Origin of the sequence: Microbacterium sp. LWO13-1.2 (assembly GCF_038397725.1) — a bacterium.
Classification (GTDB): Bacteria; Actinomycetota; Actinomycetes; order Actinomycetales; family Microbacteriaceae; genus Microbacterium.
In genome coordinates this window covers 1953113-1979827 of record NZ_CP151634.1, presented here as the reverse complement: position 1 = coordinate 1979827, position 26715 = coordinate 1953113, and the positions used below count along the sequence as shown (strand labels likewise).

Genomic DNA, 26715 nt, shown 5'->3' with positions numbered 1-26715 from the left:
CGGGTCCGATGTCGGACGCAGGCCGCATGATGGAGTGATGAGCGACGTGCTCGACCGCTTCACCCCGGCCACGCAGGACTGGTTCCGGGGTGCCTTTGCTGCCCCCACACCGGCCCAGGCGGGCGCGTGGGAAGCGATCTCGGCAGGAAAGCACGCATTGGTCGTCGCACCCACCGGTTCCGGAAAGACCCTGTCCGCTTTCCTGTGGGCGATCGACAGCGTGTTCCGAGAGCGGATGGCGGATGCCGCGCCGCCCGCCAAGGGCGAGCCGCGTACCCGCATCCTCTACATCTCGCCGCTGAAGGCGCTCGGCGTCGACGTCGAACGCAACCTTCGCTCGCCGCTCGTCGGCATCGGGCAATCCGCGCGGCGCCTCGGCATCCCGGCTCCGGCCGTCACCGTCGGCGTCCGCTCCGGCGACACCACCTCCAGCGACCGGCGGAAACTCGTCTCCGACCCGCCCGACATCCTGATCACGACGCCGGAGTCTCTCTATCTGATGCTCACGAGCCGCGCCGGCGAGACGCTGCGCGGCGTGCACACCGTGATCATCGACGAGGTGCACGCGGTCGCGGCGACGAAGCGCGGAGCGCACCTCGCCGTGAGCCTGGAGCGTCTGGATGCGCTGCGGCAGTCGTACGATCCCGATGCCGCGCCCGCGCAGCGCATCGGCCTGTCGGCCACCGTCCGGCCGATCGACGAGGTCGCACGGTTCCTCGGCGGCTCGTCCCCCGTCGAGATCGTCGCTCCACCGGCTTCCAAGACCTTCGAGATCGGCGTCGTCGTCCCGATGGACGACATGACCAATCCCCCGCCACCGCCCGGCGTCCCCGGCGAAGCCGCCGATGCCGAGTACACGGAGGTCACCGGCTCGGTGTGGCCGCACGTCGAGGAGGCGATCGTCGACCGCATCCTGCAGAATAACTCCACGATCGTGTTCTCCAACTCCCGGCGACTCGCCGAGCGTCTCACCGGTCGCCTGAACGAGATCTACTCCGAGCGGATGGGCATCGCTCTTCCCGAGGCCACCGTGCCCGCCGCGATGATGGCGCAGGCCGGCGCCACCGCCGGAGCAGATCCGGTGCTCGCCAAAGCGCACCACGGGTCGGTGTCGAAGGAGCAGCGCGCCCTCGTCGAGGAGGAGCTGAAGTCCGGTGTGCTCCGCTGCGTCGTCGCGACGAGCAGCCTCGAGCTCGGCATCGACATGGGTGCCGTCGACCTCGTCATCCAGGTCGAGGCGCCTCCGTCCGCGGCATCCGGTCTGCAGCGAGTCGGACGAGCGGGCCACCAGGTGGGTGAGATCAGTCGGGCAGCGATGTTCCCCAAGCACCGCGGCGACGTGCTGCACACCGCGATCGTCACGGAGCGGATGCTGGCAGGCAAGATCGAGGCGATCCAGGTCCCGCGCAACCCGCTCGACATCCTCGCCCAGCAGACCGTCGCCGCCAGTGCCCTCGGAGCGATCGGCGTCGAGGAGTGGTTCGAGACGGTGCGGCGCAGCGCGCCCTTCCAGTCGCTCCCCCGTTCGGCGTACGAGGCGACACTCGATCTGCTCGCCGGCCGCTATCCCTCGGACGAGTTCGCCGAGCTCCGCCCGCGCCTGGTCTGGGATCGGGACGCCGGCACGCTCACCGGACGACCGGGAGCCCAGCGGATCGCCGTGACGAGCGGTGGCACCATCCCCGATCGGGGCCTCTTCGGGGTCTTCGTCGCCGGCGAGACGACCGGCGCCCGCGTCGGTGAGCTCGACGAGGAGATGGTCTACGAGTCGCGCGTCGGCGACGTCTTCACCCTCGGCACGACGAGCTGGCGGATCGCCGAGATCACGCACGACCGGGTGAATGTCATCCCCGCATACGGCCAGCCGGGCAAAGTGCCGTTCTGGCACGGCGACGGCATCGGCCGGCCGTACGAGCTCGGCGAGGCGCTCGGGAAGTTCTCCCGCGAGGTGTCGGCGGCCACCCCTGAGAAGGCCGCGCAGCGGCTCATCGATGCCGGTCTCGACGAGCAGGCCCGCGCCAATCTGCTGGCGCACCTCAGCGAGCAGCGCGAGGCCACCGGCACGCTCCCCACCGACCGCACGCTCACGGTGGAGCGCGGGCGCGACGAGGTCGGCGACTGGCGCGTCATCCTCCATTCCCCGTACGGCATGAAAGTGCACGCCCCGTGGGCGCTGGCCATCAACGCGCGCGTTCGGGAACGTCTCGGGGTCGAAGGATCAGCTGTCGCCAGCGACGACGGCATCATCGTGCGCATTCCGGATGCCGAAGCAGAGCCGCCGGGAGCGGAGCTGTTCGTCTTCGACCCGGCCGAGCTGGAACAACTCGTGACGGAAGAGGTCGGCGGCTCCGCTCTCTTCGCCTCGCGCTTCCGGGAGTGCGCAGCGCGGTCGCTGCTGATGCCTCGGACGAATCCGAATCGGCGGTCGCCGCTGTGGCAGCAGCGCCAGCGCTCCGCACAGCTGCTCGAGGTCGCGCGACGGCATCCGACCTTCCCGGTGATCCTGGAGACCCTGCGCGAGGTGCTGCAGGACGTGTACGACCTGCCATCGTTGCGAAAGCTCGCCACCGCGATCGCCGACCGCCGTGTCCGGCTCGTCGAGACGCAGCCGGCGCAACCCTCGCCGTATGCGCGCGATCTGCTGTTCGGCTACGTCGGCGCATTCATGTACGAGGGCGACTCGCCGCTGGCCGAACGTCGCGCCGCCGCGCTCTCGGTCGACCCGGCGCTCCTCGGTGAGCTGCTCGGCACCGTCGAGTTGCGGGAACTCCTCGATCCCGCCGTCATCACACAGTTCGAACAGGAGGCGCAGCGCCTCGATCCCGATCGTCACGCACGGGGGCTCGAGGGCACGGCCGACCTGCTGCGCCTGCTCGGCCCGCTGGATGCCCTCGAGGTCGCCGCGCGGCTGGAGGAGCCGAACGCGGCATCCGCCCACCTCGACGCCCTCGTCGCCGCACGCCGCGCCATCCCGGTCATCATCGCCGGGGCCACCCGGGTCGCCGCGATCGAAGACGCCGGACGCCTGCGCGATGCACTCGGGGTGGCACTGCCCACCGGCATCCCCGTCGCCTTCCTCGACCCGGTCGCCGACCCGCTCGGCGACCTCGTCGCCCGGCACGCCCGCACCCACGGCCCCTTCCCGACCGAGGCCGTGGCCACTCGATTCGGCATCGGCACCGCCGTCGCGCGCCACACGCTGCAACGACTCGAGAACGCCGGACGCATCACCAGCGGCTACTTCCTGCCCGAGGCCGCCGGCAGCGCCTCCGACATCGAATGGTGCGACACCGAGGTGCTGCGCCGACTGCGGATGCGGTCGCTGGCCGCGATCCGCGGGAGCGTGGAGCCGGTGCCACCCGCCGCGTACGCGCGCTTCCTCCCCGAATGGCAGCACCTCACTCGACCGCAGGAGGGCCTCGACGGCGTGCTCGCCGTGATCGAGCAGCTGGCCGGAGTGCCGATCCCGGCGAGCGCGTGGGAATCGCTGATCCTGCCCTCACGCGTCAGCGACTACACGCCGGCCCTGCTCGACGAGCTCACCGCCAGCGGCGAAGTGATCTGGTCGGGACACGGCACGTTGCCAGGGCGCGACGGCTGGGTCTCGTTGCATCCCGCCGATCTCGCGCCGTTCACACTTCCCGAGCCGGACGACGACCTCGCGACCGACTCGCTGGACGCGCGTCTGATCGAATCTCTCAGCGCCGGTGGCGCCTACTTCGCCGCGCAGCTCAAAGAGATGACCGGCGCCGAGAACGAGCAGTCCGTGCTCGAAGCGCTGTGGAACCTGACCTGGGCCGGACGGGTGACGAACGACACCTTCGCGCCGATCCGCGGACTCCTCGGCGGCGGATCGCAGGCGCACCGGGTGACCCGCCGTGCTCCACGGGCCCGAACCTACCGGGGCATGTCCCTGGCACGCTCGACAGCGCGACCGACGACGGCCGGCGGACGGTGGTCGCTGCTCCCCACGGCCGAGAGAGATGCGGCACGCCGGGCGACCGTCACCGCCGGCCTTCTCCTCGATCGCTACGGCGTCGTCACCCGCGGCGCGGTGCAGGCCGAAGGCGTGCCCGGCGGTTTCGCCCAGGCGTATCGCGTGCTCGCCGGCTTCGAAGAGGCTGGGCACTGCCGCCGCGGATACGTGATCGAGAAGCTCGGAGCGGCGCAGTTCGCGGCATCGGCCACGGTCGACCGGCTGCGCACGTTCGCCGGACTCAGCGATCCCCCGCCTCGGAAGGCCATCACCCTCGCCGCCACCGATCCCGCGAATCCCTATGGTGCCGCACTCGGCTGGCCGCGCCGCGAGGGCGTTTCGCACCGTCCTGGGCGGAAGGCGGGTGGCCTGGTCGTGCTCGTCGACGGCGAGCTCGTGCTGTATCTCGAGCGCGGCGGCCGCACCGTGCTGTCGTTCAGCGATGACCCGGATGCGCTGCAGGCCGCGGCATCCGACCTGGCGACCACCGCCAGGGCCAGGCGGCTCGATACGCTGACCGTCGAGAAGGTGAACGGCGAAGGCGTCTACGGCACGGTTCTGGCGATCGCGCTTCAGGAGGCCGGCTTCGTCGTGACCCCCCGCGGGTACACCCTGCGCAAAGCCATCTGAGCGGCTGTGCACAACTTCGGACCGACCTCGAGACACGCCACGCAGGCGAACGATTCTGCGGGGTGTCGCCTGCGCATCCGAAGTTGTGCGCAGCTCTGCCGCCACCACGAGCGCCGCATAGGCTGAATCCATGATTCGCGAGTTCGGTGCCGGAGTCCGCCTGCTGCTGCGGGGATTCGGGATGTGGCGCACTCGGCCGGGGCTGATGGCGCTCGGCCTCATCCCGGCCGTGGTCGCTTTCCTGCTCCTGGCCGCCGCGCTGGTCCCGCTGCTGCTGTCACTCGGCGTCATCGCCGAGTGGATCACCCCGTTCGCCGCCGGCTGGACCGAGCCCTGGCGCGGCGTCGTGCGCGGAGCCGTCGGAATCGTCGTGTTCATCGCCGCGCTGGCGCTGGCCGCCTCCGTGTTCAGCGCCCTCGCGCTCACGATCGGCGATCCCTTCTACGAGCGGATCTGGCGGGCCGTCGAATCCGACCTCGGCGGCGAACAGCCCGTCGACGGAGGCGGCTTCTGGAACGCGCTCGGCGAAGGGGTGCGACTGGTGCTGCTCGGCCTGCTCATCGCGATTCTCGTCCTCGTGGTCGGTCTCATCCCGATCGTCGGCGGAGTCCTCGGCGCGGTGGGCGGCGTGATCTTCACCGGACGCCTGCTGGCGCGCGAGCTCACCGGGCGAGCCTTCGACGCCAGGAATCTGACGCCGCTGGACCGCGCTGCGCTCTTCGCCGGAAGCAGGGCCCGTGTTCTCGGGTTCGGCGTCGCGACGCAGCTGTGCTTCCTGATTCCGCTCGGTGCGGTCGTGGCCATGCCCGCCGCGGTCGCCGGCTCCACGATGCTCGCCAGGACCATGCTCGACCGTTCCGGACGGACTCAGAATCCGCCACCGCCCCCTGTGGGCGCCACCCCGACACCGCTGCTGCCACCTCCGCCGGGCGCCGGGGCGCCACCGGCCGGACCCGTCTGATGCCCGAGGGCGACACCGTTCACCGCACCGCCCGCCGCCTCGACGAGGCGCTGGCCGGAGCCGATGTCACCCGCTTCGATCTCCGTGTTCCTCGCGCGGCGACCATCGATCTGCGCGGCCAGCGCGTGCATGGAGCTGAAGCGCGCGGCAAGCACCTGCTGCTGCGCATCGGCGACAGCACGGTTCATTCGCACCTGCGCATGGACGGCGCATGGTTCGTCTACCGACCGGGCGAGAAGTGGCGGCATCCGGCGTACAAGGTGCGGGCCATCGTCGGCACTGAGCAGCGTGAGGCGGTGGGCGTCGATCTGGCTGAGATCGAGGTCGTGCCGACGCGCGAAGAAGACAGCCTGGTCGGCCATCTCGGACCGGATCCGCTCGCCGAGGACTGGGATGCGCAGGAGGCGGCGAGGCGACTCGGCGCGGATGCGCGCAGCATCCACGTCGCCATCCTCGATCAGCGCAACGTCGCGGGCTTCGGGAACGAATACGCCGCGGAGCTGCTGTTTCTGCGCGGTGTGCTGCCGACGACGCCGACACCCGACGTCGATGTCGCCGCCCTTCTCGACCTCGGCGTGCGGACGATTCGAGCCAATCGCGACCGGCCCGACCGCACCTTCACCGGTGTCAACCGTCCTGGGCAGACGACGTGGGTCTACGGCCGCGCCGGACGCCCGTGCCGACGCTGCGGAACCCTCATTCAGAGGGGAGAACTCGGGGCCGATCCGACCCGCGAGAGGAGCACGTTCTGGTGTCCGTTCTGCCAGAGGTGAACAGCATCCCTCGGCGGGAATGAATCCGTACCACCCGTGGTTGTTGATATATCCGGAGAACTCCGGGCACGGGAGGAATCGTGGGAAAGAACTACGTCGACATCGAGAACGACCAGGGAGCGACGCTGCGTTACCGCAAGCACGCGAATGGCCGGGGTCTCGTGGCGCACGGCGCGAAGGTGCATCCGAGGGCCATGGTGGAAGCGGGCGCGTATATCGAACCGGGCGCGCGGGTCGCTGCCGGGGCGAAGGTCGCTCGCGGCGCATGGGTGGAACCGGATGCCGTGATCGGCGAAGGAGCCTTCATCGATGCGCACGCGCACATCGGCCAGGGTGCCGCTGTCGGTGATGGCGCGCACATCGGCGTCCGCACCGAGGTCGGCGCCGGGGCGCGCATCGCACGCGGTGCCAAGATCGGCGATGACGAGACGGTGGCGGCAGGTATGAGGATCGCGACCAACCCGAAGGGTCTCTGGCTCGCCGCCTGAGGCGAGCGCGGCGCTACAGCAGCCGTCGCTCCGAAGCCCACGCGGTCAGTTCATGCCGCGAGGAGAGCTGCAGCTTGCGAAGCACAGCGGAGACGTGCGTCTCGACCGTCTTGATCGAGATGAACAGCTCGGCGGCGACCTCTTTGTACGCGTAGCCGCGGGCGATCAGCCGCATGACCTCCTGCTCACGAGCCGAGAGTCGGTCCAGTTCGGAGTCGGCGGTCGCCGTCTCTCCGGCGACCGCCCCGAAGGCGTCGAGCACGAACCCGGCCAGGCGCGGCGAGAACACCGCATCGCCGCCCGCGACGGCATGAACTGCGCTGCTCACCTCGACGCCGGATGACCCCTTGGTGATGTAGCCCCTGGCGCCGGCCCTGATCACGCGCACGACGTCTGCGGCAGCATCGGAGACGCTCAACGCGAGGAAACGGGATGCCGTCGGAGCGCTGCCTCTGATCACCGCTTCACCGCCGGTCGCATCCGCACCCTCACCGCCGGGAAGGTGCACGTCGAGCAGGACCACGTCCGGGGCGGTGGCCCGGATGACCGCGATCGCCGACGGCACATCCGCCGCCTCGCCGACGATCTCGACGCTCGCATCGAGGTCGGCCCGGAGCCCGGAGCGGAAGATCGAATGGTCGTCCACGATGACGACGCGGATGCCGTCAGCCACGGTCGTCCCCTGCCGTGTCGATGTGCAGATGCACTTCTGTTCCGTTCTCGTCGCTGCGCACGGTGCCCGTGCCGCCGGCGCGACGCATCCGTCCGATGATGGATTCCCGGACCCCGAGGCGGTCGCTCGGGACGGCGGCGAGGGCGAACCCTCGGCCGCGATCACGGATGAAGACGTCGACCCCGGTGTCGTTGCCCTCGATGTACACCGAGATCTCACCGCCGGTATGCCGCGCCGCATTGAGCATCGCCTCGCGCGCGGCTGCCGCCAGCTCGCCACTCGCGCGTTCCGCGGACAGACCGGCCGAGACGACGTCGATGCGCACGGGATAGTCGAGTTCCAGGCCGCCCGCATAGTCGCGCAGGTCGGTCGGCAGATCGCTGTCGGCCGGGGCATCGCCGTCGTACAGCCACGCCCGCAGTTCCCGCTCTTGGGCGCGAGCGAGACGAGCAGCCTCGCTCGAGGCACCGGCCCGGTTCTGGATCAGTGCGAGCGTCTGCAGCACCGAGTCGTGCAGGTGCGCAGCCATCTCACTGCGCTGCTCCTCACGGATGCGCCGGACGCGTTCGCCGGCGAGTTCCCGCCAGCGGTGGATGAATGTCGACGAGGCCACCGCCATGAGCCCGGCGAGAGGAAGCATCAGAGCGAAGGCCGTTCCACCGACCGGCCGCCCGAGAACGATCAGGAACACCAGCACGAGAAGCGCCACCGCCGCGATCCGGATCACCGCCGTGTGCCGCGGCCCTCTCGCCGTGTCGGTGCGATCGATGAGCGTCGCCCACAGACTCGCAGCCGTCGCGAACACCACAGCGCCTGCGAGCGCGAGACTCGACGAGCTGACAGGGGCGTCATTACCCCATGAGTCCCCGGCGGCCCACCGGATGCTCACGAGCAGGGTGCCGATGCTCGCCGGCACCAGGAGCAGCCATGCGACCGGCGCCCTCCGCGTCGGCGCTGATTCCCCCGGCTGCCAGGGCATGAATACCCAGCACCACGCATAGAGCAGGATTCCTGCCCCGCCGCAGAGGGTGAGAGCGACGAACAGCGCGCGCACGGCCCAGAGCGGCGCTCCGAGGTGCCGTGACAGTCCGGTGCTGACCCCGGCGACCAGGCATTCGCGATCGCGAGCGAGCGGCGGACGCGGCGGCGGAGCGACCGGCGCGGGTCGCACCGGCACGATCGGAGCCGAAGAAGACATGTCGCCATCCAATCACCCGGAAGGCGACCAGGGCAGACCAGCAGCCGAAGATCAGGGTCGACTCAGGGGAACACCCCATGGTCGGGGCCCACTGCCGGGCGCAAGGATCGAATCATGACGATTCCGACCGCGCCGCCACCTGCTGCCGATACGACCTCGCCCGCTGCGCCGGTGCCTCCCGCCGACAAGTTCTTCCTCTGGGTTGCCGACCTCGGTGTCATCCGCTCGGACGGGTGGCTCGGCGGCGTGTGCGCGGGAATCGCCGCACGACTGCGCATCGACCCGCTGATCGTACGCGGCGTGTTCGTCGTCGCGGCACTGTTCGGCCTGCCGGCGATCTTCCTCTACGCCGTCGCGTGGGCGCTGCTCCCCGACGCCGATGGCCGGGTGCACACCCGTGATCTGCTGGCACAGGACTTCCAGCCGACGCAGCTGGGCATCCTCGCCATGGCGGTGATCGGACTGATTCCGACGGCGCCCATCACCGGATCACTGTTCGGTTTCTGGTACGCGGACTGGACGGCCCTGTCGGTGATCGCCTGGATCGTCGGTCTTGTGCTCGTCGGCACGCTGATCGTCCTCATCGTGCGCGCTGCGCGCCACACCCCGGGTGCTTCTGCGCCTCGTCCGTCGATGGCTTCCACGAACGATGCGGCCCCGGATGCGTCTCCTGTGCTCGACGGCTCGGGTGCCGTCGAGCACGCGGACGCGCTGGAGTCGGATGCCGGGGCGCTCGCCGATTCGGCGGCTCCGGCATCCGCTCTCCTCACGAGCCCGCCGGCCGCGCCGGCCCCGCTCCCGGAACGGCCGGAGAATCCGGAGGATCTCGACGCGTGGCGCCGGCAGCACGCCGCCTGGAAAGAGCAGGATCAGGCCTGGCGGCGCCAGCAGCAGGATGCCGAGCGCGCAGCGCGCGAGCAGGCTCGGCGCGAGCGGCAGACGGTGGCGACGGCCTTCGCCGCCGAGGCTGCGGAACGCCGGCGGATCCGGCGCGCGTCGAACCCACGCGCGAGCTTCCCTCTCGTCGCATCGGTGATCGGCTTGGCGCTGGTGGCCGGCGCCGCCATGGGGCTCTGGTCCGGGGGCGACGAGCGACTCAGGCTGGCCGTGGGACTGCTCTCCGCGGCGCTCGTGCTCGCGGTGGGAATGATCGTCGCCGGTGCACTTCGCCGCCGTAGCGGCTTCCTCGCGTTCCTGACCGTGCTGGTGCTGGTCGGAGGTGCGGTCGCGACCGGCGTCGCCACACTGCGACAGTTCACATTCGGCGACGCCTGGGCGAGCAACGCCCATTCTCTGGTGATCCAGCAGCCGTTCGGAAACCTCGACATCACCCTCGACCCTTACGACGGCACGCCCCCGTCGATGAGCGTCGAGAAGGGCACCGGCAGCACGCTGATCTCCGTCTCGGAGGGAGTGGAACTCGATCTCGAGGCCACCGTCGACACCGCCTCGATCGTGTGGAAGCGCGTCGACCCGACGACCGGGACCGTGATCGATGTGGGGACCTGGCAGGCACGCACCAACGGTGAGGGCGAACGCGTCTTCGCTGAGACGATCAGCGCGGAGGGCCCGATCGTGACAAGACAGAAGATGACCATCGAACAGACCGCCGGGGAGATCTCCATCACGGTCTACGAACGCAAGGACGGCGAAGAATGAGCATCGACACCATGGCACCGATCCCTCCCGCATCCGCAGAGGGATCGACAGCTGACGCACTGCCACGCACGCGCTGGGCGGCCGTCGTGTGGGGTGCGGTCTTCGCCACGCTCGCCGGCCTCGGCCTCTGGCTGCTGATCGACCGCGATCGCAGCGATGCCGTCGCCGACTGGGCGCTCGGGATGACTCCTGGCACGATCACGGCCACCGTGCTCCTCTGCGTCGGCGCCCTGGTTCTGGTGAGCGGAGCAGTCGGTCTGATCCGTCACGCTCAGCGACGGCATTCGCACTGAACAGCCCGATACCCTGAGGGCATGGCGAAACAGGGCGGCGCGCGCGGCCGCAAGACGGTGCCAGCGCGCGGCACGAAGCGGCCTCTCGGTGCGGGATCCAAGAAGGCGCAGTCCCAGAAGCGCCCGCAGAAGCAGTCGACGGTCGTGTTCGACGCCACCGTTCCCGTGGAGGAGTCCCGCACCTTCCGCCTCGGCGTCGTCCCCGGCGCGACGCCCGGCAAGTGGATCGATGCCTGGAAGCAGCGGATGCCGCAGGTCCCGCTGGAGCTGATCCCGATCGAGGCCGCAGGACAGCGTGAAGCGCTGGACGATCTGGATGCGGCGCTGATCCGTCTGCCGCTGGAGGACGACACGCTCCACATCATCACGCTCTATGTGGAGATTCCCGTCGTCGTGGCCGCCGTCGACTCTCATCTGATGGCCGTCGACGAACTCTCCGCGGCGGATCTGGCCGGCGAAGTGCTGATCACGCCGGAGGATGACGTCCTCGCGTCGCTCGATCTGCCCGGCACCCTCGCCCCATCCTTTCCGCCGCTTTCGACGACCGAAGAGGCGATCGTCACCGTCGCGACCGGCGTCGGGATCGTCGTCGTGCCGATGTCGCTGGCGCGACTGCACCATCGCAAGGACGTGGGCCACCGGCCTCTTCTCGACGGACCGACGTCGACTGTCGCACTGGTCTGGCCGCGTGAGCGCACCACTGCCGACGTCGAGACGTTCGTCGGGATCGTCCGCGGGCGCACCCAGAACTCGTCGCGCTGACGGCGACGCCGTGTGACGGGCGTTCGGTGACGGCCATCCGCGCTCGTTAGAATCGCCGGATGGCCTCGCTTCTCTACGTCTGCGTGCGCCCGGAGATCGGGGCGGCGGATGCCGAGCACGCCTCGTTCCGGCGAGCGCTCGGCGTGGACGTCGTCGATCGCCTCGATCTGCTCACCGAGTCGCTCGATCCCGCGCGGCTCGCGCACTACCGAGGCATCGTCGTCGGCGGGTCGCCGTTCAACGTGAGCGACGCGACGAAGTCGCCCCTGCAGGCCCGCGTCGAAGCAGACCTCGAGTCCATCGCGGACCGCGCCATCCAGGGCGACGTGGCCGCGTTCTTCACCTGCTTCAGCATCGGCGTCGTGACCCGGATGCTGGGCGGCGAGGTGACGATCGACACGCCGGAGGCCGCGAGCGCCACGGTCATCCGAACGACTGCCGCCGGCGACGCCGACCCGCTGTTCGGCCCCAGCGCTCCCGCGTTGACCGTCTTCACTGCGCACAAAGAGAGCGCGGCATCCGTCCCGCCCGGTGCCGAGCTGCTCGCCACCAACGACGTGTGCCCGGTGCAGGCCTACCGCGTCGGCACGCATCTGTACGCGGCGCAGTTCCATCCCGAGCCCACCCCGCGCGACTTCGCGGATCGGATGACGTTCTACCGCACGACCGGATACTTCGATCCGTCCGAGTTCGACGCGGTGCAGGGACAGGTGCTCGCGGCATCCGTCACCGAGGGCGCCGCTCTCCTGCGCCGATTCGCGGAAACCTTCGTTCCCGGTCGTTGAGCGACACTTCGACTCGCTGGCGCTCGCTCAGTGCAGGTCTTCACGAGACGAAACGCGCCTCGCCGACCTAGAGCGCCCGATGAGATCGTTTCGTCTCGTCGCTGCGCTCCGCGCTCAACGGCCGGGGGTTTGCAGCAGCTCGACCCGTTCCCGTAGGTATGTCCCCAGCGGCATGTAGCCGCCGGCGCTGCTCCAGCGCACGGACACCACCGCGTCGACGACGGCGAGCGGACCGGATGACCCGCCGGCGTCCACGGCCGAAACATCGACGACGCTCCAGCCGACGTGCACGACCTCGCCCTCGGCGAAGCCCCCGCGCAGCGCCTCTTCGCGGCGAGCCGCACGCGCGCGAGCGGATTCCGCCGTGTAGCCGCGTCGGCCGGGGTCGGCCGCCCGCAGCACCTCGGCGGTGGCCAGCACGCGCGTGTCCGTGAGCAGCAGCACGCCGAGATGCCACGCGGAACCGACCCGAACGATACGCCGCCCGCGCCACCGCGAGCTGCGCTCCTCGCCCAGTCCCTCCTGCGGCGCACCGGCCAGCGCGGCCCGCGCCTCACTCAGCAGATCGGATGCCGTCCTCACAGTTCTCCCTGCGGCCGCTCGTCGGCGGGCCGGGGGCCGACGACGCGCTCACGGTCGCCGCGCAGCATCATCGCGATGAGCGGGTAGATCAACACGGACAGCATCCCGGCTCCGACCAGCGCGGCGGCCGTCCCGCTGTCGAGCATCCCTCGCTCGACGCCGATCGCGGTCACCGCGACGATGATCGGCAGCCCGGTGGCGGCGAGCATCCCGAGCGCCGCACGATCGCGCACATTCATCCCCCGCGGCGCCGACAACTGCGCCGCCGACCCGCGGATCACGAGAAGGGCGACCAGGAACAGCGGCACGAGTCCGAGCGCCGCCGGAGACGCGAGCAATGCTGCCAGGTCGAAGTTCACGCCGGTGTAGAGGAAGAAGATCGGCACGAGGAAGCCGAACGCGACGGCTTCGACCTTGCTCTCGACCGCCGCGGCGTCGTCCTTCGGTGCACGGGCCATGATGATGTGCCAGATGGCTCCGGCGACGAAGGCGCCGAGCAGCATGTCGAGATCGAACATCACACTGAGGCCGACGAGTGCGGCGATGAGCAGCAGCACGAAGCGCACTGCGAACTGGTCGGAGGTGTGCAGGGTCACCCGGATGAACGCGTGCAGTCCACCGTGCGGCAGCCGACGCGCCAGCAGCACGGCCAGTCCGGCGAGCACGACGAACGCCAGCAGGATTCCGGCCGCCACCGGCGTCGAGCGCGCACTGAGGAAGACGGAGATGGCGATGAGGGGCAGGAACTCGCCGACCGCACCGATCACGGTGACCACCTTGCCGAACGGCGTGTCGAGCTCGCGCGCATCGCGCAGGATCGGCATCAACGTGCCGAGCGCGGTCGAGCTCAGCGCGATACCGATCACGATCATGCCGTCGCCCGGCGCGAAGAAGAGACCGACGCCGATGCCGAGCGCGACGCTGATCACCCAGCCGATCGAGGCCCGCATGAGCGGCTTCCCCGACACGGCGCGGAAGTCGATCTCGGCTCCGGCGACGAAGAAGAGCATCGCCAACCCGAAATCGCTCAGCTTCTGCAGGATCTCGTGCGGCTCGACCCAGCCGAGCACGGCGGGTCCGGCCAGGATCCCGAGAACCAGCTCGAAGACGATGATCGGAACGCGGATGACCCGGCGCACGCCTCGGGCGAGCAGCGGTGCTGCGACCGCGAGCAGCGGGATCAGCACCAGTCCGACGTCGCCCGCGTTCACGCTCTCAGATTAGCGACCCGACCGCGCGATTCGCCCGGTCGCCGCATCCGCGACAGAATCGACTGACACCCTCTGAGGAGCCCTCATGTCCCAGCCCGATACCGCCCGTCTTCTGATCGCGTGCGACGACCAGCCCGGCATCGTCGCCGCCGTCGCCGGCGTGCTCGCCGAGCACGGTGCGAACATCATCTCGCTCGATCAGCATTCGACGGATGCCGAGGGCGGGCGCTTCTTCCAGCGGACCGTCATCCACCTGGAGGGGCTGTCCGCCGCGCGACCCGCACTCGAGGCGAGCATCGCGACCGTCGCCGAGCGCTTCGGCATGGAGTGGTCGCTGCACGATGTCGCACGCCGCAAGCGGGTCGCGATCTTCGTGTCGAAGTACGATCACTGCCTCATGGAACTGCTCTGGCGCACCCAGCGCGGACAGCTCGATATCGACGTGACGATGGTGGTGTCGAATCACGCTGACCTCGCCGAGTCCGTGCGCTCCTTCGGTGTGCCTTTCGTGCACATCCCCTCCGGCGACAAGTCCGCGATGGAGACGCGCCAGCTCGAGCTGCTGCAGGGCAACGTCGACCTCGTCGTGCTCGCCCGGTACATGCAGATCCTCACCGACGACTTCATCGAGCGCGTCGGTGCGCCGGTGATCAACATCCACCACTCCTTCCTGCCGGCGTTCATCGGGGCGAACCCCTACGCACGCGCGAAGGACCGCGGCGTGAAGCTCATCGGCGCCACCGCGCACTATGCGACGGCCGACCTCGACGAGGGCCCGATCATCGAGCAGGACGTCACCAGGGTGACCCATTCCGAATCCGCTGCCGAGCTGCAGAGCCGCGGCGCTGACGTCGAACGATTGGTGCTCGCCCGCGCCGTGCAGTGGCACGCGGAGGATCGCGTGATCGTGCACGGCCGCTCGACCGTCATCCTCTAGCGCTCCGGCGCACCGGCGACCAGCTCGGCGAACACGTCGGCCGCGGTGTCGAAGCGCACGAGCGGCGCGGACTGCCCCATCCACAGCGACTGCAGCTCCCCCAGGTTCTGCTGACCGGCGGCGGTGCGGAAGCGCCCGGTGAGCCAATTCTGCATCGGGAACGGCGCGATCGTGCCGCTGGCTTCGATCGCGCGCACCACCCGATTCCGCGCGCCGCGCGCGAGTCGCCCGCTCATCGCCCGGGTGAGCACCGTCTCATCAGCGGCTGTCGAACGGATCGCCGCGCGATGCGCATCGTTCGCCGCGGACTCGGCCGTGGCGAGGAACGCCGTGCCCACCTGCACGCCGGCAGCCCCGAGGGCGAACGCCGCGGCCACGCCGCGACGATCGGCGATGCCGCCGGCCGCGATCACCGGCACCGAGACGGCGTCGACGATCTGCGGTACGAGTGCGAAGGTCCCGATGAGAGATTCTTCGGCCGGGCGCAGGAACGAGACGCGGTGCCCACCGGCCTCGGCGCCGGTCGCCACGATCGCGTCGACGCCGCCGTCGGCGAGAGCCGTGGCTTCGGCAACCGTGGTGGCGGTGCCGATGACACGGATGCCACGGCGATGCGCCTCCTCGACGACGTCCGCTGCTGGCACTCCGAACACGACGCTGAGCGCCGCCGGCGCGGCATCCCAGATCGCCTCCAGCTGCTCGCCGAGCTCGGGGAGGTAGGCCGTCGGCCGCTGCGGCATGTCCACGCCGACCGCCTCGAAGAACGGCTGGAGCGCCTGCGCGAAGATCGCATGCTGCGCGTTCGGCGCGACCTCGTCGCCGGTGGGCAGCCAGATGTTCAGGGCGAACGGTCGAGATGTGGCCTGACGCAGGGCGGACGCGGTCGACCGGATGCGCTCGCCGTCGTAACCGTAGAGGCCGTACGAGCCCAGGCCGCCGGCGTCGCTCACCGCCGCCGCCAGCGCGACGGAGGAGAGTCCGCCGAACGGGCCGAGGACGATCGGATGCTCGATGCCGAGAAGGGTGCGCAGATCACTCATGATCCGAGGCTACGCCCGGCACGGAGAGGCGAGGCGCGTGCCGGTGCCCGGGTTCAGAGGCCGAGCCGGTCGAGCTGCTCCTCGAAGCGGATCTGCACGTCCTCCGGCTCGGCGTCATCGGTCTCGGCCCAGATCGTGTCGAGCTCCTTCTGCACCGCGTCGGGGAGCGCTGCGAACTTCTCGTCCCACGCTGCGATCGGCGTCCAGTAGCCGACGACCTTGAACCGCGTCGCCGGCAGGCCGAGTTCCTTGCGCAGGTACTTGCGCACGTCGCGCAGGGCGACGGTCTCACCGGCGACCCAGACGTACCCGTCTTCGAGCCGGAGCCGGTCGTCGACGATGCCGCGCAGGATCGGACCGAGCGCGCTCGGCCCGTGGCCGTTGCCGCCGATGACCCAGGTGACCTCGACGTCGCCACCCACCTCGAACGCGACCTGATCGGCTTCGCTCGGCACCTCGAGGACGACCCGCGTCCGCACGCCCTCCGGCGTCTCGGCGGCGATCCGCGCCACCGCGGGGAGCCCGGTCAGGTCCGCCACCAGCACCTGCCAGGTGATTCCCGGCGGCGGCGAATACAGGCCCGTCGGGGAGTTCAGCCCGAGTACGTGCCCCGGTTCGGCCCGCGCGGCCCAGGGGCCGGCGACTCCCGCTTCGTGAATCACGAAATCGATGTCGAGCTCGTCGGCATCCGGACGGACGCCGCTGATCGTGTAGGTGCGCATCGGGGCCTCCGGTGCGCCCTCGGGTGTCTCCCACCAGTCGCCGGCCGGCACGGGCAGCGAGACGTCGGTGGGGTCTTCGCCGTGCGGGAAGAACACCCGCACGTATTCGTCGCCGATGCCGGTGCTGAGGAAGTCGGCGATGCCGCTGCCTGCGAGCGTCACGCGCACGAGCGTCGGTGTGAGGGTGGTGGTGCTGCTGACGATGCCGCGGTGGATGTTCACGGAGTCTCCGTCTCTTCTGGGGTGGTCTGAGGGGCTGGCGTGCTCGGCGTCTGGACGAGCCAAGAGGAGCGATACGGTCCGTCCGCCGCGAGGAGTTCCGCGTGGGTGCCGCGCTGCGTCGCCCGGCCGTCGGCGAAGACGATGATCTGCTCGGCACTCGCTGCCTGCTGCAGCCGGTGCGCGATGAGCAGCGCGGTGCGGCCCTGGCGCAGCACCCCGATCGCCTCCTCCACCGCATCGCGATGATGCAGCCCGACATCGGCCGTCGCCTCGTCGAGGATCACCACCTCGGGGTCAGCGAGGAACGCGCGCGCGACAGCGAGTTGCTGGATACGGCCTTCGTCGAGGGGCGCGACGGGATTCGCGGAGGGGTCCTCGGCGAGCTCGGTCGCCATCGCATCGACCGCCCATCGAGCCCCGACCGCACGCAGAGCCGCGACCATTTCTTCGTGGCTCGCTTCGGGCGCGACGAGTCGAAGGTTGTCGGCGATCGTGCCGCGGAACTGGTGGAGCTCCTGCGAGAGGTAGTACGGGGCGCCTCCCCCCGGGGCGAGGTGCACGCTGCCCGATGTCGGCGGATGGTGGCCGGCGATGACGCGGGCGAGCGTGCTCTTGCCGGACCCGGAGGTCCCGACGAGGGCCGCGGTGGTGCCCTGCTCCACCCGCAGCGTCACCTCGCTGATCCCGCGACCGGTACTCGGGTAGCGGAAGGTGACATCGCGCACTTCGATTCCCGCTGCCTCGACGACCGCGGAGCGCTGCGGCGCGGCATCCGACGCCGACTCCCGCGCCGCGACCGCCGCAGGCGCGAGATCGATGACCCCCACGAGTCGCGCGAGCCCGATGGTCGCCCGCTGGATGTCGTCGAGTCCGAAGATCAGCTGCCCGACCGGGTCGAACAGCCGATGGAAGAGCAGCGCCGCCGTGGTGACCGTCCCCACGGTGATCGCAGCGGCGGAATGCAGCAGGAAGCCGGTGCTGAGGATCGCGGCGAGGCCGACGAGTTCTCCGGCGTTGATCCACCGGAACAGCCGATTCGTCACGCGAACGCCCTCGACCTGCATCCGGATCGAGGATTCGGCGCGCTCCCGCACCCGCTCCAGCGCGTGCTCCTGTTCGTTGAACGCCGTGAGCGTGTCGATGGCCTCGACCGCATCGAGCACCGCCTGACTGCGGGCTGCTTCGCGCACCCGGACCTCGCGGAACACCACGCGGGATCTCCGCAGGAACGCACGGGTGCCGAGCGCATAGAACGGAGCAGCGGCGACGCCGGCGAGAGCGAGCCAGGGGTCCAGAGCGGTCAGCGCGACGACCGAGACTGAGATCGCGAACCCCGCCGAGAGGAGCGTCGGGGCGACGTTCCCTCCAGCCTCCGCTACGGCGTCGACGTCGCCGGTGACCCGCGAGAGCAGATCGGCGCTCTCGCCGTCGTCGATCGCACTCACGGGAAGACGCATCGCCGAGGCGAACACGTCCTCGCGCAGGGTGGCGAGCATGTCCTGCACCAGCCCGGCGAGCATCCGTACCGCCCACAGCATCACGATGGCCGCGCCGATGGCGCCCGCACCGGCGCCGATCACCCAGCCGGCGATGGTGGCGAACCCCGCGTGTGACGAGACGGCGTCGACGATGCGGCCGAGGCACATCGGCGTCACGATCCCCAGAGCGGATGCCGCGAGGAAGAGCCCAGCGACGGCTGCGGTCCTCCCCCGGTGCTGTCGCAGCAGCGCTCCGAGGGCGGCACGCACGCGGGCGCTGGAGGCGATCGGCAGCAGCGCGGCGGTCGAGCTCGGATCACTACTCATCTCGAGCGTCCGATCCTTCGGCGAAGAGTTCGACGACCCGATCGCACATGCCGAGCAGCACAGGAGAGGTCGTGATCACGACGACGGTCGAGCTGTGCGCCGAGAGCGCGCGGGCGATGTGTGCCTCGGTGATGGCATCGACGGCCGAGGTCGGCTCGTCGAGCACGAGCACATCGGCGTCCGCGTGCAGGGCGCGAGCGATCCCGATGCGCTGCCGCTGTCCGCCGGACAATCGCCTTCCGGCCTCGCCGACCTGCGCGTCCCAGCCGCCGATCTCCGCGACGGTCTCGTGCAGAGCCGCCATCTGGATGACGGCGGGACGTGGGAGATCCGCCATCGAGCGTCCCCGCACCGCTTCGCGCAGCGTGCCGCTCATGATCGTCTGCACGTGCGGCGGGGCGACGACGCGGCGACGGTAGTCCACCGGATCCAGATCGGACACGTCCCTGAACTCCCCGTCGACGACGAGCGAGACACTGCCCGGATCCGCGCGCGTGCGCAGGCCGAGGAGACGGGAGAGGGCTCGGGACGCGTCGCTGTCCGCGGGGCGGATACCGAGAAGCTCACCCTCGCGCACCTCCACGAGCGGCGAATCCGCGGAACCCGTGCGGAAGGCCAGCACCGCGCCATTCGGCGGAGTCGTGGAGCGCTCCGGCTCCGATGGCACCTCGAGGAGATCCTCGGCGTCGATGACCTCGGCGAGCCTCTTCGCCGAGGCGAGCTTGTGGATCCAGTTCGAGGGGAACGACCCGGCATAGGCGAGGTAGCCGCTGATGAACTGAGCGAGTCCGAGCACGGTCACCAACTCGCCGATGCTGATCCTGCCCTCCGCGGCGAACCATGCCGAGATGCCGGCCAGAGCGGTCGTGGCCACGGCTGCGAGGGTCGCGCTCACCGCCTCGTATGCGGCGAGCGATCGGCCCGCGGCCGTTGCGGCGCGACGGGAGACGTCACTTGCCGCGACATAACGCCGCACGGCCTCTTCACGGGCACCGATGCCCACCAGCACCCGGAATCCGCTCATGAAGTCGGCGGCGACCGCCCCCGCCTCGGTTGCCGCCCGCTGCTCGACCAGACCGCGGTTCTCGAGGGGCCGCGAGACGACGCGCATGACGAGCATCATCGCGATGGTCGAGCCGAACACGACGATCGTCGCAGCCGGCGAGATCACCAGCATGGCCAGCCCCGCGCCGATGATCGCAGCGATCGCGGCGCACTGCTGCGCGACTGACCAGGCGACGCCGGCCACCCGGTAGGTATCGGAGGTGACGAAGGTCAATGCCTCACCCGCGGTCACGGTGCGACGGGAGAGCCGGGGCCGGAGCATCCGGGAGAGCGCGAGGTGGCGCAGCGCCTGCTCGCCGTGTCCGTAGATCGTCACCATGAGGCGGGATGCGGACTGGTAGCTCACGGTCAGCACGAGAAAGGTGCCGACCAGCACGCCGACCCAGATCCCGAGCGCGATCGGGTCAGCAGGGAGCACCGCGCGATCGATCGTCGCGCCGATGATGACGGGGATCGCGGCTTCGGCCAGCGTGTGCACGACGAGGAGCGCCGTCGCAGCGGCGAGAGCGACCCCGCGTCCTTCGGCGGACAGCGCGATGCCGAAGAGGCGCCGTGGTGTGCTCGTCACGACGTCCGCCGACCGAGCGGGAGCACGAGCGGTGTTCCCGAGACGGGGTCCGTGATCACCATGCACGGAAGGTCGTACACGGCCTCGACGAGCTCGGCGGTGATGATCTCACGAGGATCGCCTTGCGCCACGATGGCCCCGTCGCGCATCGCCACGAGGTGGGTCGCGTAGCGCGCGGCGTGGTTGAGATCGTGCAGCACGGCGACCAGAGTGGTGCCGTTGCGGTGCAGATCGGCGAACAGTTCCATCAGGTCGATCTGGTGCGCGATGTCGAGGAAGGTCGTCGGTTCGTCCAGCAGCAGGTGCTTCGTCTGCTGAGCGAGGGCCATCGCCACCCAGACGCGCTGCCGCTGCCCTCCGGAGAGCTCGTCCACGAGTCGGCGCGACAGGTCGGTGACCCCGGTCGCCGCCATCGCTTCGGACACCGCACGTTCGTCGGCGCTGCTCCATGTGCGCATCGCGCTCTGGTGGGGGAAACGCCCCCGGCCCACGAGGTCGGCGACCGTGATGCCGTCCGGTGCAATGGATGACTGGGGCAGAAGCCCGAGCTTGCGCGCGGCTTCCTTCGGCCGGAGGGAGCGCAGTTCGTCGCCCTCGAGGTACACCGCGCCGGTGGTCGGGCGCAGCAGGCGGGCGAACCCGCGCAGGAGCGTCGACTTGCCGCACGCATTGGGTCCGATGATGATCGTGAACGAGTCATCGGGAACCTGCAGCGACAGCGCGGAGACGATGGGGATGTCTCCGTACCCGAGTGTGATGTCGCGGGCCAGCAGCGAAGCGGTCAAGGGTGTTCCTTTCAGGTGCGGCGCGTGAACTGGGCGGCCAGCAGCCAGGCGAGATAGACGCCGCCGATCGAGACCGTCACGACGCCCACCGGCACGGCGATGAGTTGGGCGACGGCGTCCGACACCACCACGAGGGCGGCGCCGGTGAGCATCACCGGAAGTGTGCCCATCGGAGTGTTCGAACGGGTGAGACGCTGCGAGATCTGCGGAGCCGCGAGCGCGATGAACGAGATGGGTCCCGCTGCCGCGGTGACGAGGGCGACCAGAGCGACGCCGAACACCATCGCCGCGAGACGGGTGCGCCCAGGGCTGACGCCCAGCGCGGTCGCCGCGTCATCGCCCATCTCCAGCACCGGGAGCGTTCGATGGAGAGGGAGGGAGAGAACGGTCACGATCGCGAACACGATCGCCGCGGGGATGAGCTGGTCGAAGCCGAGCGAGGCGAGAGAGCCTGCGCCCCAGGTCGCCGCCATCATGGCCTTCTCCACACTGACCGAGATGAGGATCCAGGAGGTGAGGGATCCGAGCCCCGCCGAGACGCCGATGCCGACGATGATCAGACGAAACGACGACATCGTGTTCTTGCTCGCAAGGACGTAGACGACCAGTGCGGTGGCGAGACCCCCGACGAGCGCGCCCGCCGCCTTGAACATGTACGTGTTCAGCTCGAGGACGATCATCACGAGCGTCACGCCGAACTGGGCGCCGATCCCGAAGCCGATGATGTCCGGAGACCCGAGCGGGTTGCGGGTGAGGGACTGGAAGATACCGCCGGCGAGAGCGAGCGCCGCCCCGCACAGCACCGCGAACAGCACGCGCGGGAGTCGCCATTCGAACACCACCTGCCGGATGTCCGGATCGGATGCCGGGTCCGCGATCGCCCGGACGACCGAGCCGAAGTCCACCTCGTACGCACCGATGGTCATCGAGGCCAGGCCCGCCAGGACGATCACGACGACGAGTGCGGCACACACGATGACCGAACGCACCGGGATGAGTGCGGCGATACGCGGGGTCTCGATCCGGATCAGGCGACGTCCGCGGGCGACCGGCGCGGATGCGGTGTGCTGTGCTGCTGCGCCCCGCGGGGCGACGGACTTCTGATCGGTGCTCACAGTCCGCTCACCCTCTTGCGGCGCACGAGGATGATCAGGATCGGCGCCCCCAGGAGTGCGGTGACGATACCGACGCGGAGCTCACCACTGGGAAGCACGATGCGGCCGAGGATGTCGGCGAACAGCAGGAAGGCCGGACCGATGATCATCGAGTAGCTCAGCACCCAGCGCTGGTCCGGACCGGTGAACCAGCGGACGATGTGCGGGATCATCAGCCCCACGAACGCGATGGGTCCGGCGGCGGCGACGCTCGTTCCCGCCAGCAGGGTGACGGCGATGATCACCATCACCCGGGTCACGCGCACGCGCGCTCCGAGCGCCTGCGCCAGGTCATCGCCCAGTGCCAGAGCATTCAGCGAACGTGCGCACAGGAGCCCGATCAGCAGGCCGATCACGATCAGGGGAACCGCCCAGGTGAGCTGGTCGAGGGTGCGTCCACCGATCGAGCCGACCCCCCAGAAGCGCATGACCTGAAGGGTGCTGTGGTCGCGCAGCACGATCGCGGTCGTGAAGCCCGTGCAGGCTGCGCCCAGAGCGACTCCGGCGAGCGTCAGCTTCATGGGCGTGGCGCCCGACGCCCCGAACGAGCCCAGAACGTAGACGAGCAGAGTGAGGACGAGTGCTCCGAGAAGCGCGAAGGGCACATATGCGCCCGGGGCGGTCAGACCGAGCACGCCGATCGCGAACGTGACGGCGAACGATGCTCCGGCGTTCACACCGAGGATGCCGGGGTCGGCCAGCGGGTTGCGCGTGAAGGCCTGGATCAGCCCGCCGCAGACGGCCAGCGCGGCCCCCACCGCGATACCGAGGAGCGTGCGGGGCACCCGAAGCTCCGTGACCATCAGGTGCAGGGGGTTGTCGTCGTCGTAGGCGAATAGAGACTGCAGTACGGTCACCGGATCGATCGCGCGGTTGCCGACCGCGAGCGAGGCGACGGCGGCGACCACCAGCACCACCGCCGAGATCACGAGACCTGTGATGAGGGTCCCATTGCGGTGCGGGGAGCCGTCTGCACGACTCCCCGCACCCGTGTTCGAGACATCGGTGCCGTCTTCTGCCGCCAGCGGGGTCCGGGGAGAAGCCGGCCGGAGCATCGCCGAGGTCACTTCCCCGCGATGGTCGGCTTGCCCTGCAGCGCGGCGGCGAGGTCGTCGACGTACTTCGGCAGGATGTACTGCAGCGAGAGCACAGTCGGTGCGCTGATCGCCGAGGCCTCGGCGTCGTCCGCGTAGATGACGTACGAACCGTTGGCGATCGGGTCCCAGCGCGACACGACCTTGTTCTCCACCGTGTACGTGCCCTCAGCGGCGCTGCCGCCCCAGGCGGCGAACAGATCGGCCGGGACGTCGTAGAGCTTCTCGAGGCTCACGCCCGTGTACCAGTTGTCGCCCTCGGCGCTGGCGAGAAAGCTGTCCATCGCCGAAGTCGAGGTGAACCCGAGCGCTTCGGTGATGCGCACGCGCGGGTCGTACTCGAGGTAGACGCCGAGATCGGTGCCGCCCTCGTTCAGGGTCAGACCCCAGACGAACGTCTTGTCGTCGAACTCGGGGTGCTCGTCGGCGAGCGAGGTGATGAGGTCCTCGGTCTCGCCGATCAGCTCCTCGGCCTTGGCGTCCTCGGACATCGCCGCGCCGATGGTGCGCGTCATGCCTTCCCAGGTGCCCGGGTTCCAGGGTCCCTCGATGTAAGGGATGGTCGGGGCGATCTCGCTCAGCCGGTCGTACTCGATGTCGGTGACTCCCGAGTAGAGGCTCAGGATGAGGTCGGGCTTGAGCTCCTTGATCGCCTCGTAGTTCGGGCCGTCCTCGACGAAGGGGATGATCTCTGGAGTGTCGCCGTACTCCTCGGTGACGAAGTCCTCGAACCACGGCTGATAGCCGCTCTCGTCAGCACCCCACACCTCTTCGATGCCGACCGGGTTGGTTCCGAGAGCGGCGACGATATCCGGAGTCATCCAGCCGAGGGCGACGATACGCGTGGGCTTCTCGGGGATCACCGTCTCACCGTGGGCGTGCTCGATGACCACACCGTCCGTGGCGGCAGCTGCGGATCCGGAGTTCTCCTCCGGTGCCGAGCACCCCGCGAGGGTGAGGGCTGCGGCGACGGCTGCGGCGACGAGCGCGGCACCTCGCCGGATCTTCGGGCGCGCAAGAGTGTGCGTCATGATTCTCCTTCGGGATGGGGAGGGGGTGTGCCGCGTCAACGCAGCGAGAAGTTAGGTAAGCATGTCCTAACTATTCGATGGTAGAACGCGGATGCGGTGCTCAGTGTCGAAGGATCGACGACTTGTGTCGAAGAACCGACAACTGTCGTGAACCGGACCGGCTCGACGTCACCGCCAGTACGTCTGGTGAGCGGCATCGGCCTGCACACGCGCGACGTACTGCCGCGGCGTGAGACCGAACCGTTGCTTGAATGCCGCGGAGAAGGCGCTCGTCGTCGCGTAGCCGCAGCGGTGCGCCGCCGCCCCGATCGGCGTACCGGCGACGATCAGTCGCGCTCCGAGGGTCATCCGTACGCCGGTGCGCCACCGCCCGAAGCTCATGCCCACGTCGTTCTGGAAGATGCGCAGAACGGTTCGTTCGTGCAGCCCGTGCGCCAAGAAGAGGTCCTGGGTGCTGAGCGGATCGCCGGGGTCCGCGAGCACCGCCTGCACGAGCGGAGCGACCCGTTCGTCGGCGGGCATCGGCACCTCACCCCATTCGGTCGCGGCCTCCGGCAGGGGTTGCTGCAGCATCTCGATGAGCACCGATTGGATGCGCACACGCAGGTCGGTCGGCATGTCGTTGATGCCCAGGTGGAGGAGCATCTCCTGCACCGCGCGCGGCACGAGGACCCGCGTGACGTCGTCGATCGGGGCGATCAGCGACGAGTCGGGGATGTAGGTGTAGCAGCCGGTCGAGTCGGATTCGTGGTGGGCCGTGTGCGGGGTGTGCGCGGGGATCCACACTCCCTGCCCCGGCGCGAGGCGCCACATCGCATCCTGCAGGTGCACCCACACCGTGCCGCGGTAGCACCAGGCGAGCATCGCATCCTCGTGCGAATGCGGAGGCGAGAGCGGTCGGGTGCCGGTGTCTTCACCTGTGACGACCCCGGTACCCATCAGGTACGGTCCGGTCACGGTCGACGGATGCGAAGGGCTCGCGGCCCAGTCATCCTGCCGGTAAGTGATCATTGCGTGCTCCAGGAAGTCGGCTTGCCCCGCCGTCGCGACGCAGAGTCGCCGAGAGTGCCGTCCCCGCGATGCTAGCTGGCTTCCGCGACCGGGTTCTCGGCCGACGACTCGACCACGAGTGCTACCCTCGCAGCGAAGGGAGCGCACACATGGGCGAATGGTTCGGGCAGATGCTGAGCATCGTCCTCACTGCGCTCGGCCTCGTCTCCACGCCGGATGCAACCGCCCTCGGGCTCGCCATCGCCGTCGTCGCGGTCGCCGTTCTCGCCCTCGCCATCACGCTCAGCGCACTTCCCACCGGAGGCGGCGGTTCGCCCCATCCGCGTCGCGCGATCGATATCGGAACCCTCCTCACCCAGAGCGATCCGGATGCCGCTGGTCATCCGCGTCCTCGTGCGCCGGGAGTCGTGCCCGCCGCGTAACCCGTCCTTCCTGGCTCGGGAAACGCGGCCTCGGCCGACCCTTCCCGATGCCACGAACGGACCCTCATGGACCCCTTTGCCTTTCCACCCCTCGCCGCGCTCCTGAACGCCGCCTACGGCGCCCTCGCCGGCCTCTCCACAGCTCTCACGCCTGCCCTCGGCGGCATCGCCGCCGCCGGCGCCGTCGTTCTCGTCACCCTGCTGGTGCGCGCACTCCTCATCCCTGTCGGGGTCTCGCAGGCGAAGGCCGAGCAGACCCGCTCGCGCCTCGCCCCCCGACTGCGCGAACTGCAGCGGCGGCACAAGAAGAACCCCGAACGGCTGCAGCGCGAGACCATGGCGCTGTATCGCAGCGAGAACACCTCGCCTTTCGCCGGGATGCTGCCCGTGCTCGCCCAAGCGCCGGTGATCGGCATCCTGTACACCCTGTTCCTGCGACCCGAGATCGCCGGGCATCCGAACGCGCTGCTCTCCCACGATCTGCTCGGCGCTCCGCTGGGCGCGAGTTTCGTCTCGGTCGTGTTCGGCGGCTCCGCCGACGCAGCGACCATGCTCGTGTGGGGCACCCTCCTCGCGCTCATGATCGCCGTGGCCGAAGTCACCCGTCGAGTGTTCCGGCCGACGCAGGTCGACGACTCACCGCTGAACTCCCCGGGAATGCTGCGGGTGGTGGCGGCCATGCACTATCTGACCGCCGTCTTCGCCGTGCTGGTCCCGCTCGCCGCGGCCCTCTATCTCGCCGTCACGGTCGTCTGGACGCTCGTCCAGCGGATGCTGCTGCGCAGGCGGTTCCCGCTGCCCGACGCGGCATCGCCTCCACGCGCCGGTCGTTGAGCGAGGGAGCTTGCGACCGAGACGAAACGCGTCG

24 protein-coding genes are annotated in these 26715 nt (G+C 69.7%); 11 read left to right on the top strand and 13 right to left on the bottom strand.

Annotation, left to right across the window (positions count from 1 at the left end; translation table 11 throughout):
• Nucleotides 1-37 precede the first annotated feature (37 nt).
• The 4 genes from MRBLWO13_RS09220 (at nucleotide 38) to MRBLWO13_RS09205 (ending at nucleotide 6828) form a co-directional block, all read left to right on the top strand.
• Nucleotides 38-4606, top strand: coding sequence for an ATP-dependent helicase (locus MRBLWO13_RS09220; RefSeq protein ID WP_341978206.1), 4569 nt, complete (start codon nucleotides 38-40; stop codon nucleotides 4604-4606).
• Nucleotides 4607-4736: 130 nt separating this feature from the next.
• The gene (locus MRBLWO13_RS09215) at nucleotides 4737-5567 is read left to right on the top strand and encodes an EI24 domain-containing protein (protein ID WP_341978204.1); all 831 of its coding nucleotides are present in this window, start codon (nucleotides 4737-4739) and stop codon (nucleotides 5565-5567) included.
• Nucleotides 5567-6340, top strand: coding sequence for a DNA-formamidopyrimidine glycosylase family protein (locus MRBLWO13_RS09210; RefSeq protein ID WP_341978202.1), 774 nt, complete (start codon nucleotides 5567-5569; stop codon nucleotides 6338-6340). Before MRBLWO13_RS09215 ends, MRBLWO13_RS09210 begins: the two co-directional genes overlap by 1 nt.
• A gap of 80 nt (nucleotides 6341-6420) precedes the next feature.
• A complete protein-coding gene (locus tag MRBLWO13_RS09205) occupies nucleotides 6421-6828 on the top strand; it encodes a transferase (RefSeq protein WP_102191599.1) in 408 nt (135 codons plus the stop codon).
• 13 nt (nucleotides 6829-6841) lie between these two features.
• Here the strand turns inward: MRBLWO13_RS09205 and MRBLWO13_RS09200 are convergent, their stop codons facing one another.
• Nucleotides 6842-7501 carry a response regulator transcription factor gene (locus tag MRBLWO13_RS09200; protein ID WP_341978199.1) on the bottom strand — a complete coding sequence of 220 codons (660 nt, stop codon included), beginning with the start codon at nucleotides 7499-7501 and terminating at the stop codon, nucleotides 6842-6844.
• Nucleotides 7494-8699, bottom strand: coding sequence for a PspC domain-containing protein (locus MRBLWO13_RS09195; protein ID WP_341978197.1), 1206 nt, complete (start codon nucleotides 8697-8699; stop codon nucleotides 7494-7496). Before MRBLWO13_RS09195 ends, MRBLWO13_RS09200 begins: the two co-directional genes overlap by 8 nt.
• Before the next feature lie 114 nt (nucleotides 8700-8813).
• Between MRBLWO13_RS09195 and MRBLWO13_RS09190 the strand changes: the two genes are divergently transcribed.
• The 4 genes from MRBLWO13_RS09190 to MRBLWO13_RS09175 are packed head-to-tail and all read left to right on the top strand — an operon-like array spanning nucleotide 8814 to nucleotide 12198.
• On the top strand, nucleotides 8814-10358 hold the full coding sequence (locus tag MRBLWO13_RS09190) for a PspC domain-containing protein (RefSeq protein ID WP_341978195.1): 1545 nt from the start codon (nucleotides 8814-8816) through the stop codon (nucleotides 10356-10358).
• Entirely contained in the window at nucleotides 10355-10651 is a 297-nt protein-coding gene (locus MRBLWO13_RS09185; RefSeq protein WP_341978193.1) for a hypothetical protein, read from the top strand. The genes MRBLWO13_RS09190 and MRBLWO13_RS09185 overlap by 4 nt, the downstream gene beginning before the upstream one ends.
• 21 nt (nucleotides 10652-10672) lie before the next feature.
• On the top strand, nucleotides 10673-11413 hold the full coding sequence (locus MRBLWO13_RS09180) for a LysR substrate-binding domain-containing protein (protein ID WP_341978191.1): 741 nt from the start codon (nucleotides 10673-10675) through the stop codon (nucleotides 11411-11413).
• Nucleotides 11414-11472: 59 nt separating this feature from the next.
• Nucleotides 11473-12198, top strand: a complete 726-nt coding sequence (locus MRBLWO13_RS09175; RefSeq protein ID WP_341978188.1) for a GMP synthase — start codon at nucleotides 11473-11475, stop codon at nucleotides 12196-12198.
• A 114-nt stretch (nucleotides 12199-12312) separates the two neighbouring features.
• On the opposite strand, the gene MRBLWO13_RS09170 is transcribed toward MRBLWO13_RS09175, so the two are convergent.
• Both MRBLWO13_RS09170 and MRBLWO13_RS09165 read right to left on the bottom strand, forming a co-directional pair.
• Nucleotides 12313-12780 carry a glutaminase gene (locus MRBLWO13_RS09170; protein WP_341978186.1) on the bottom strand — a complete coding sequence of 156 codons (468 nt, stop codon included), beginning with the start codon at nucleotides 12778-12780 and terminating at the stop codon, nucleotides 12313-12315.
• Nucleotides 12777-13991, bottom strand: a complete 1215-nt coding sequence (locus tag MRBLWO13_RS09165) for a cation:proton antiporter (protein WP_341978185.1) — start codon at nucleotides 13989-13991, stop codon at nucleotides 12777-12779. Before MRBLWO13_RS09165 ends, MRBLWO13_RS09170 begins: the two co-directional genes overlap by 4 nt.
• Nucleotides 13992-14076: 85 nt before the next feature.
• Here MRBLWO13_RS09165 and purU point away from each other — a divergent pair, with 85 nt between their 5' ends.
• The gene (gene purU / locus MRBLWO13_RS09160; protein ID WP_341978183.1) at nucleotides 14077-14928 is read left to right on the top strand and encodes a formyltetrahydrofolate deformylase; all 852 of its coding nucleotides are present in this window, start codon (nucleotides 14077-14079) and stop codon (nucleotides 14926-14928) included.
• On the opposite strand, the gene MRBLWO13_RS09155 is transcribed toward purU, so the two are convergent.
• From MRBLWO13_RS09155 to MRBLWO13_RS09115, 9 genes are all read right to left on the bottom strand, one after another.
• On the bottom strand, nucleotides 14925-15968 hold the full coding sequence (locus MRBLWO13_RS09155) for a DUF561 domain-containing protein (RefSeq protein WP_341978181.1): 1044 nt from the start codon (nucleotides 15966-15968) through the stop codon (nucleotides 14925-14927). The two genes, purU and MRBLWO13_RS09155, sit on opposite strands and share 4 nt — an antisense overlap.
• 53 nt (nucleotides 15969-16021) lie before the next feature.
• Entirely contained in the window at nucleotides 16022-16912 is an 891-nt protein-coding gene (locus MRBLWO13_RS09150; protein WP_341978179.1) for a siderophore-interacting protein, read from the bottom strand.
• The gene (locus MRBLWO13_RS09145; protein ID WP_341978177.1) at nucleotides 16909-18717 is read right to left on the bottom strand and encodes an ABC transporter ATP-binding protein; all 1809 of its coding nucleotides are present in this window, start codon (nucleotides 18715-18717) and stop codon (nucleotides 16909-16911) included. The genes MRBLWO13_RS09150 and MRBLWO13_RS09145 overlap by 4 nt, the downstream gene beginning before the upstream one ends.
• Nucleotides 18710-20350, bottom strand: a complete 1641-nt coding sequence (locus MRBLWO13_RS09140; protein ID WP_341978175.1) for an ABC transporter ATP-binding protein — start codon at nucleotides 20348-20350, stop codon at nucleotides 18710-18712. The genes MRBLWO13_RS09145 and MRBLWO13_RS09140 overlap by 8 nt, the downstream gene beginning before the upstream one ends.
• Nucleotides 20347-21135, bottom strand: coding sequence for an ABC transporter ATP-binding protein (locus tag MRBLWO13_RS09135; protein ID WP_341978173.1), 789 nt, complete (start codon nucleotides 21133-21135; stop codon nucleotides 20347-20349). Before MRBLWO13_RS09135 ends, MRBLWO13_RS09140 begins: the two co-directional genes overlap by 4 nt.
• 11 nt (nucleotides 21136-21146) lie before the next feature.
• Nucleotides 21147-22250 carry an iron chelate uptake ABC transporter family permease subunit gene (locus MRBLWO13_RS09130; protein ID WP_341978171.1) on the bottom strand — a complete coding sequence of 368 codons (1104 nt, stop codon included), beginning with the start codon at nucleotides 22248-22250 and terminating at the stop codon, nucleotides 21147-21149.
• Complete coding sequence (locus tag MRBLWO13_RS09125; RefSeq protein ID WP_341978168.1) at nucleotides 22247-23356, bottom strand: iron chelate uptake ABC transporter family permease subunit; 1110 nt, start codon at nucleotides 23354-23356, stop codon at nucleotides 22247-22249. Before MRBLWO13_RS09125 ends, MRBLWO13_RS09130 begins: the two co-directional genes overlap by 4 nt.
• Nucleotides 23353-24414, bottom strand: a complete 1062-nt coding sequence (locus MRBLWO13_RS09120; protein ID WP_341978166.1) for an ABC transporter substrate-binding protein — start codon at nucleotides 24412-24414, stop codon at nucleotides 23353-23355. The genes MRBLWO13_RS09125 and MRBLWO13_RS09120 overlap by 4 nt, the downstream gene beginning before the upstream one ends.
• A gap of 168 nt (nucleotides 24415-24582) precedes the next feature.
• On the bottom strand, nucleotides 24583-25425 hold the full coding sequence (locus MRBLWO13_RS09115) for an AraC family transcriptional regulator (RefSeq protein ID WP_341978164.1): 843 nt from the start codon (nucleotides 25423-25425) through the stop codon (nucleotides 24583-24585).
• Nucleotides 25426-25574: 149 nt separating this feature from the next.
• On the opposite strand from MRBLWO13_RS09115, the gene MRBLWO13_RS09110 reads away from it, so the two are divergent.
• Together MRBLWO13_RS09110 and yidC are read left to right on the top strand one after the other, a co-directional pair.
• Nucleotides 25575-25847 (top strand): DUF6412 domain-containing protein, encoded by a 273-nt coding sequence (locus MRBLWO13_RS09110; protein ID WP_341978162.1) that lies wholly within the window; start codon nucleotides 25575-25577, stop codon nucleotides 25845-25847.
• A 66-nt stretch (nucleotides 25848-25913) separates the two neighbouring features.
• Nucleotides 25914-26681: a membrane protein insertase YidC gene (gene yidC / locus MRBLWO13_RS09105; RefSeq protein ID WP_341978160.1), complete on the top strand. Its 768-nt coding sequence runs from the start codon at nucleotides 25914-25916 to the stop codon at nucleotides 26679-26681.
• Nucleotides 26682-26715 lie beyond the last annotated feature (34 nt).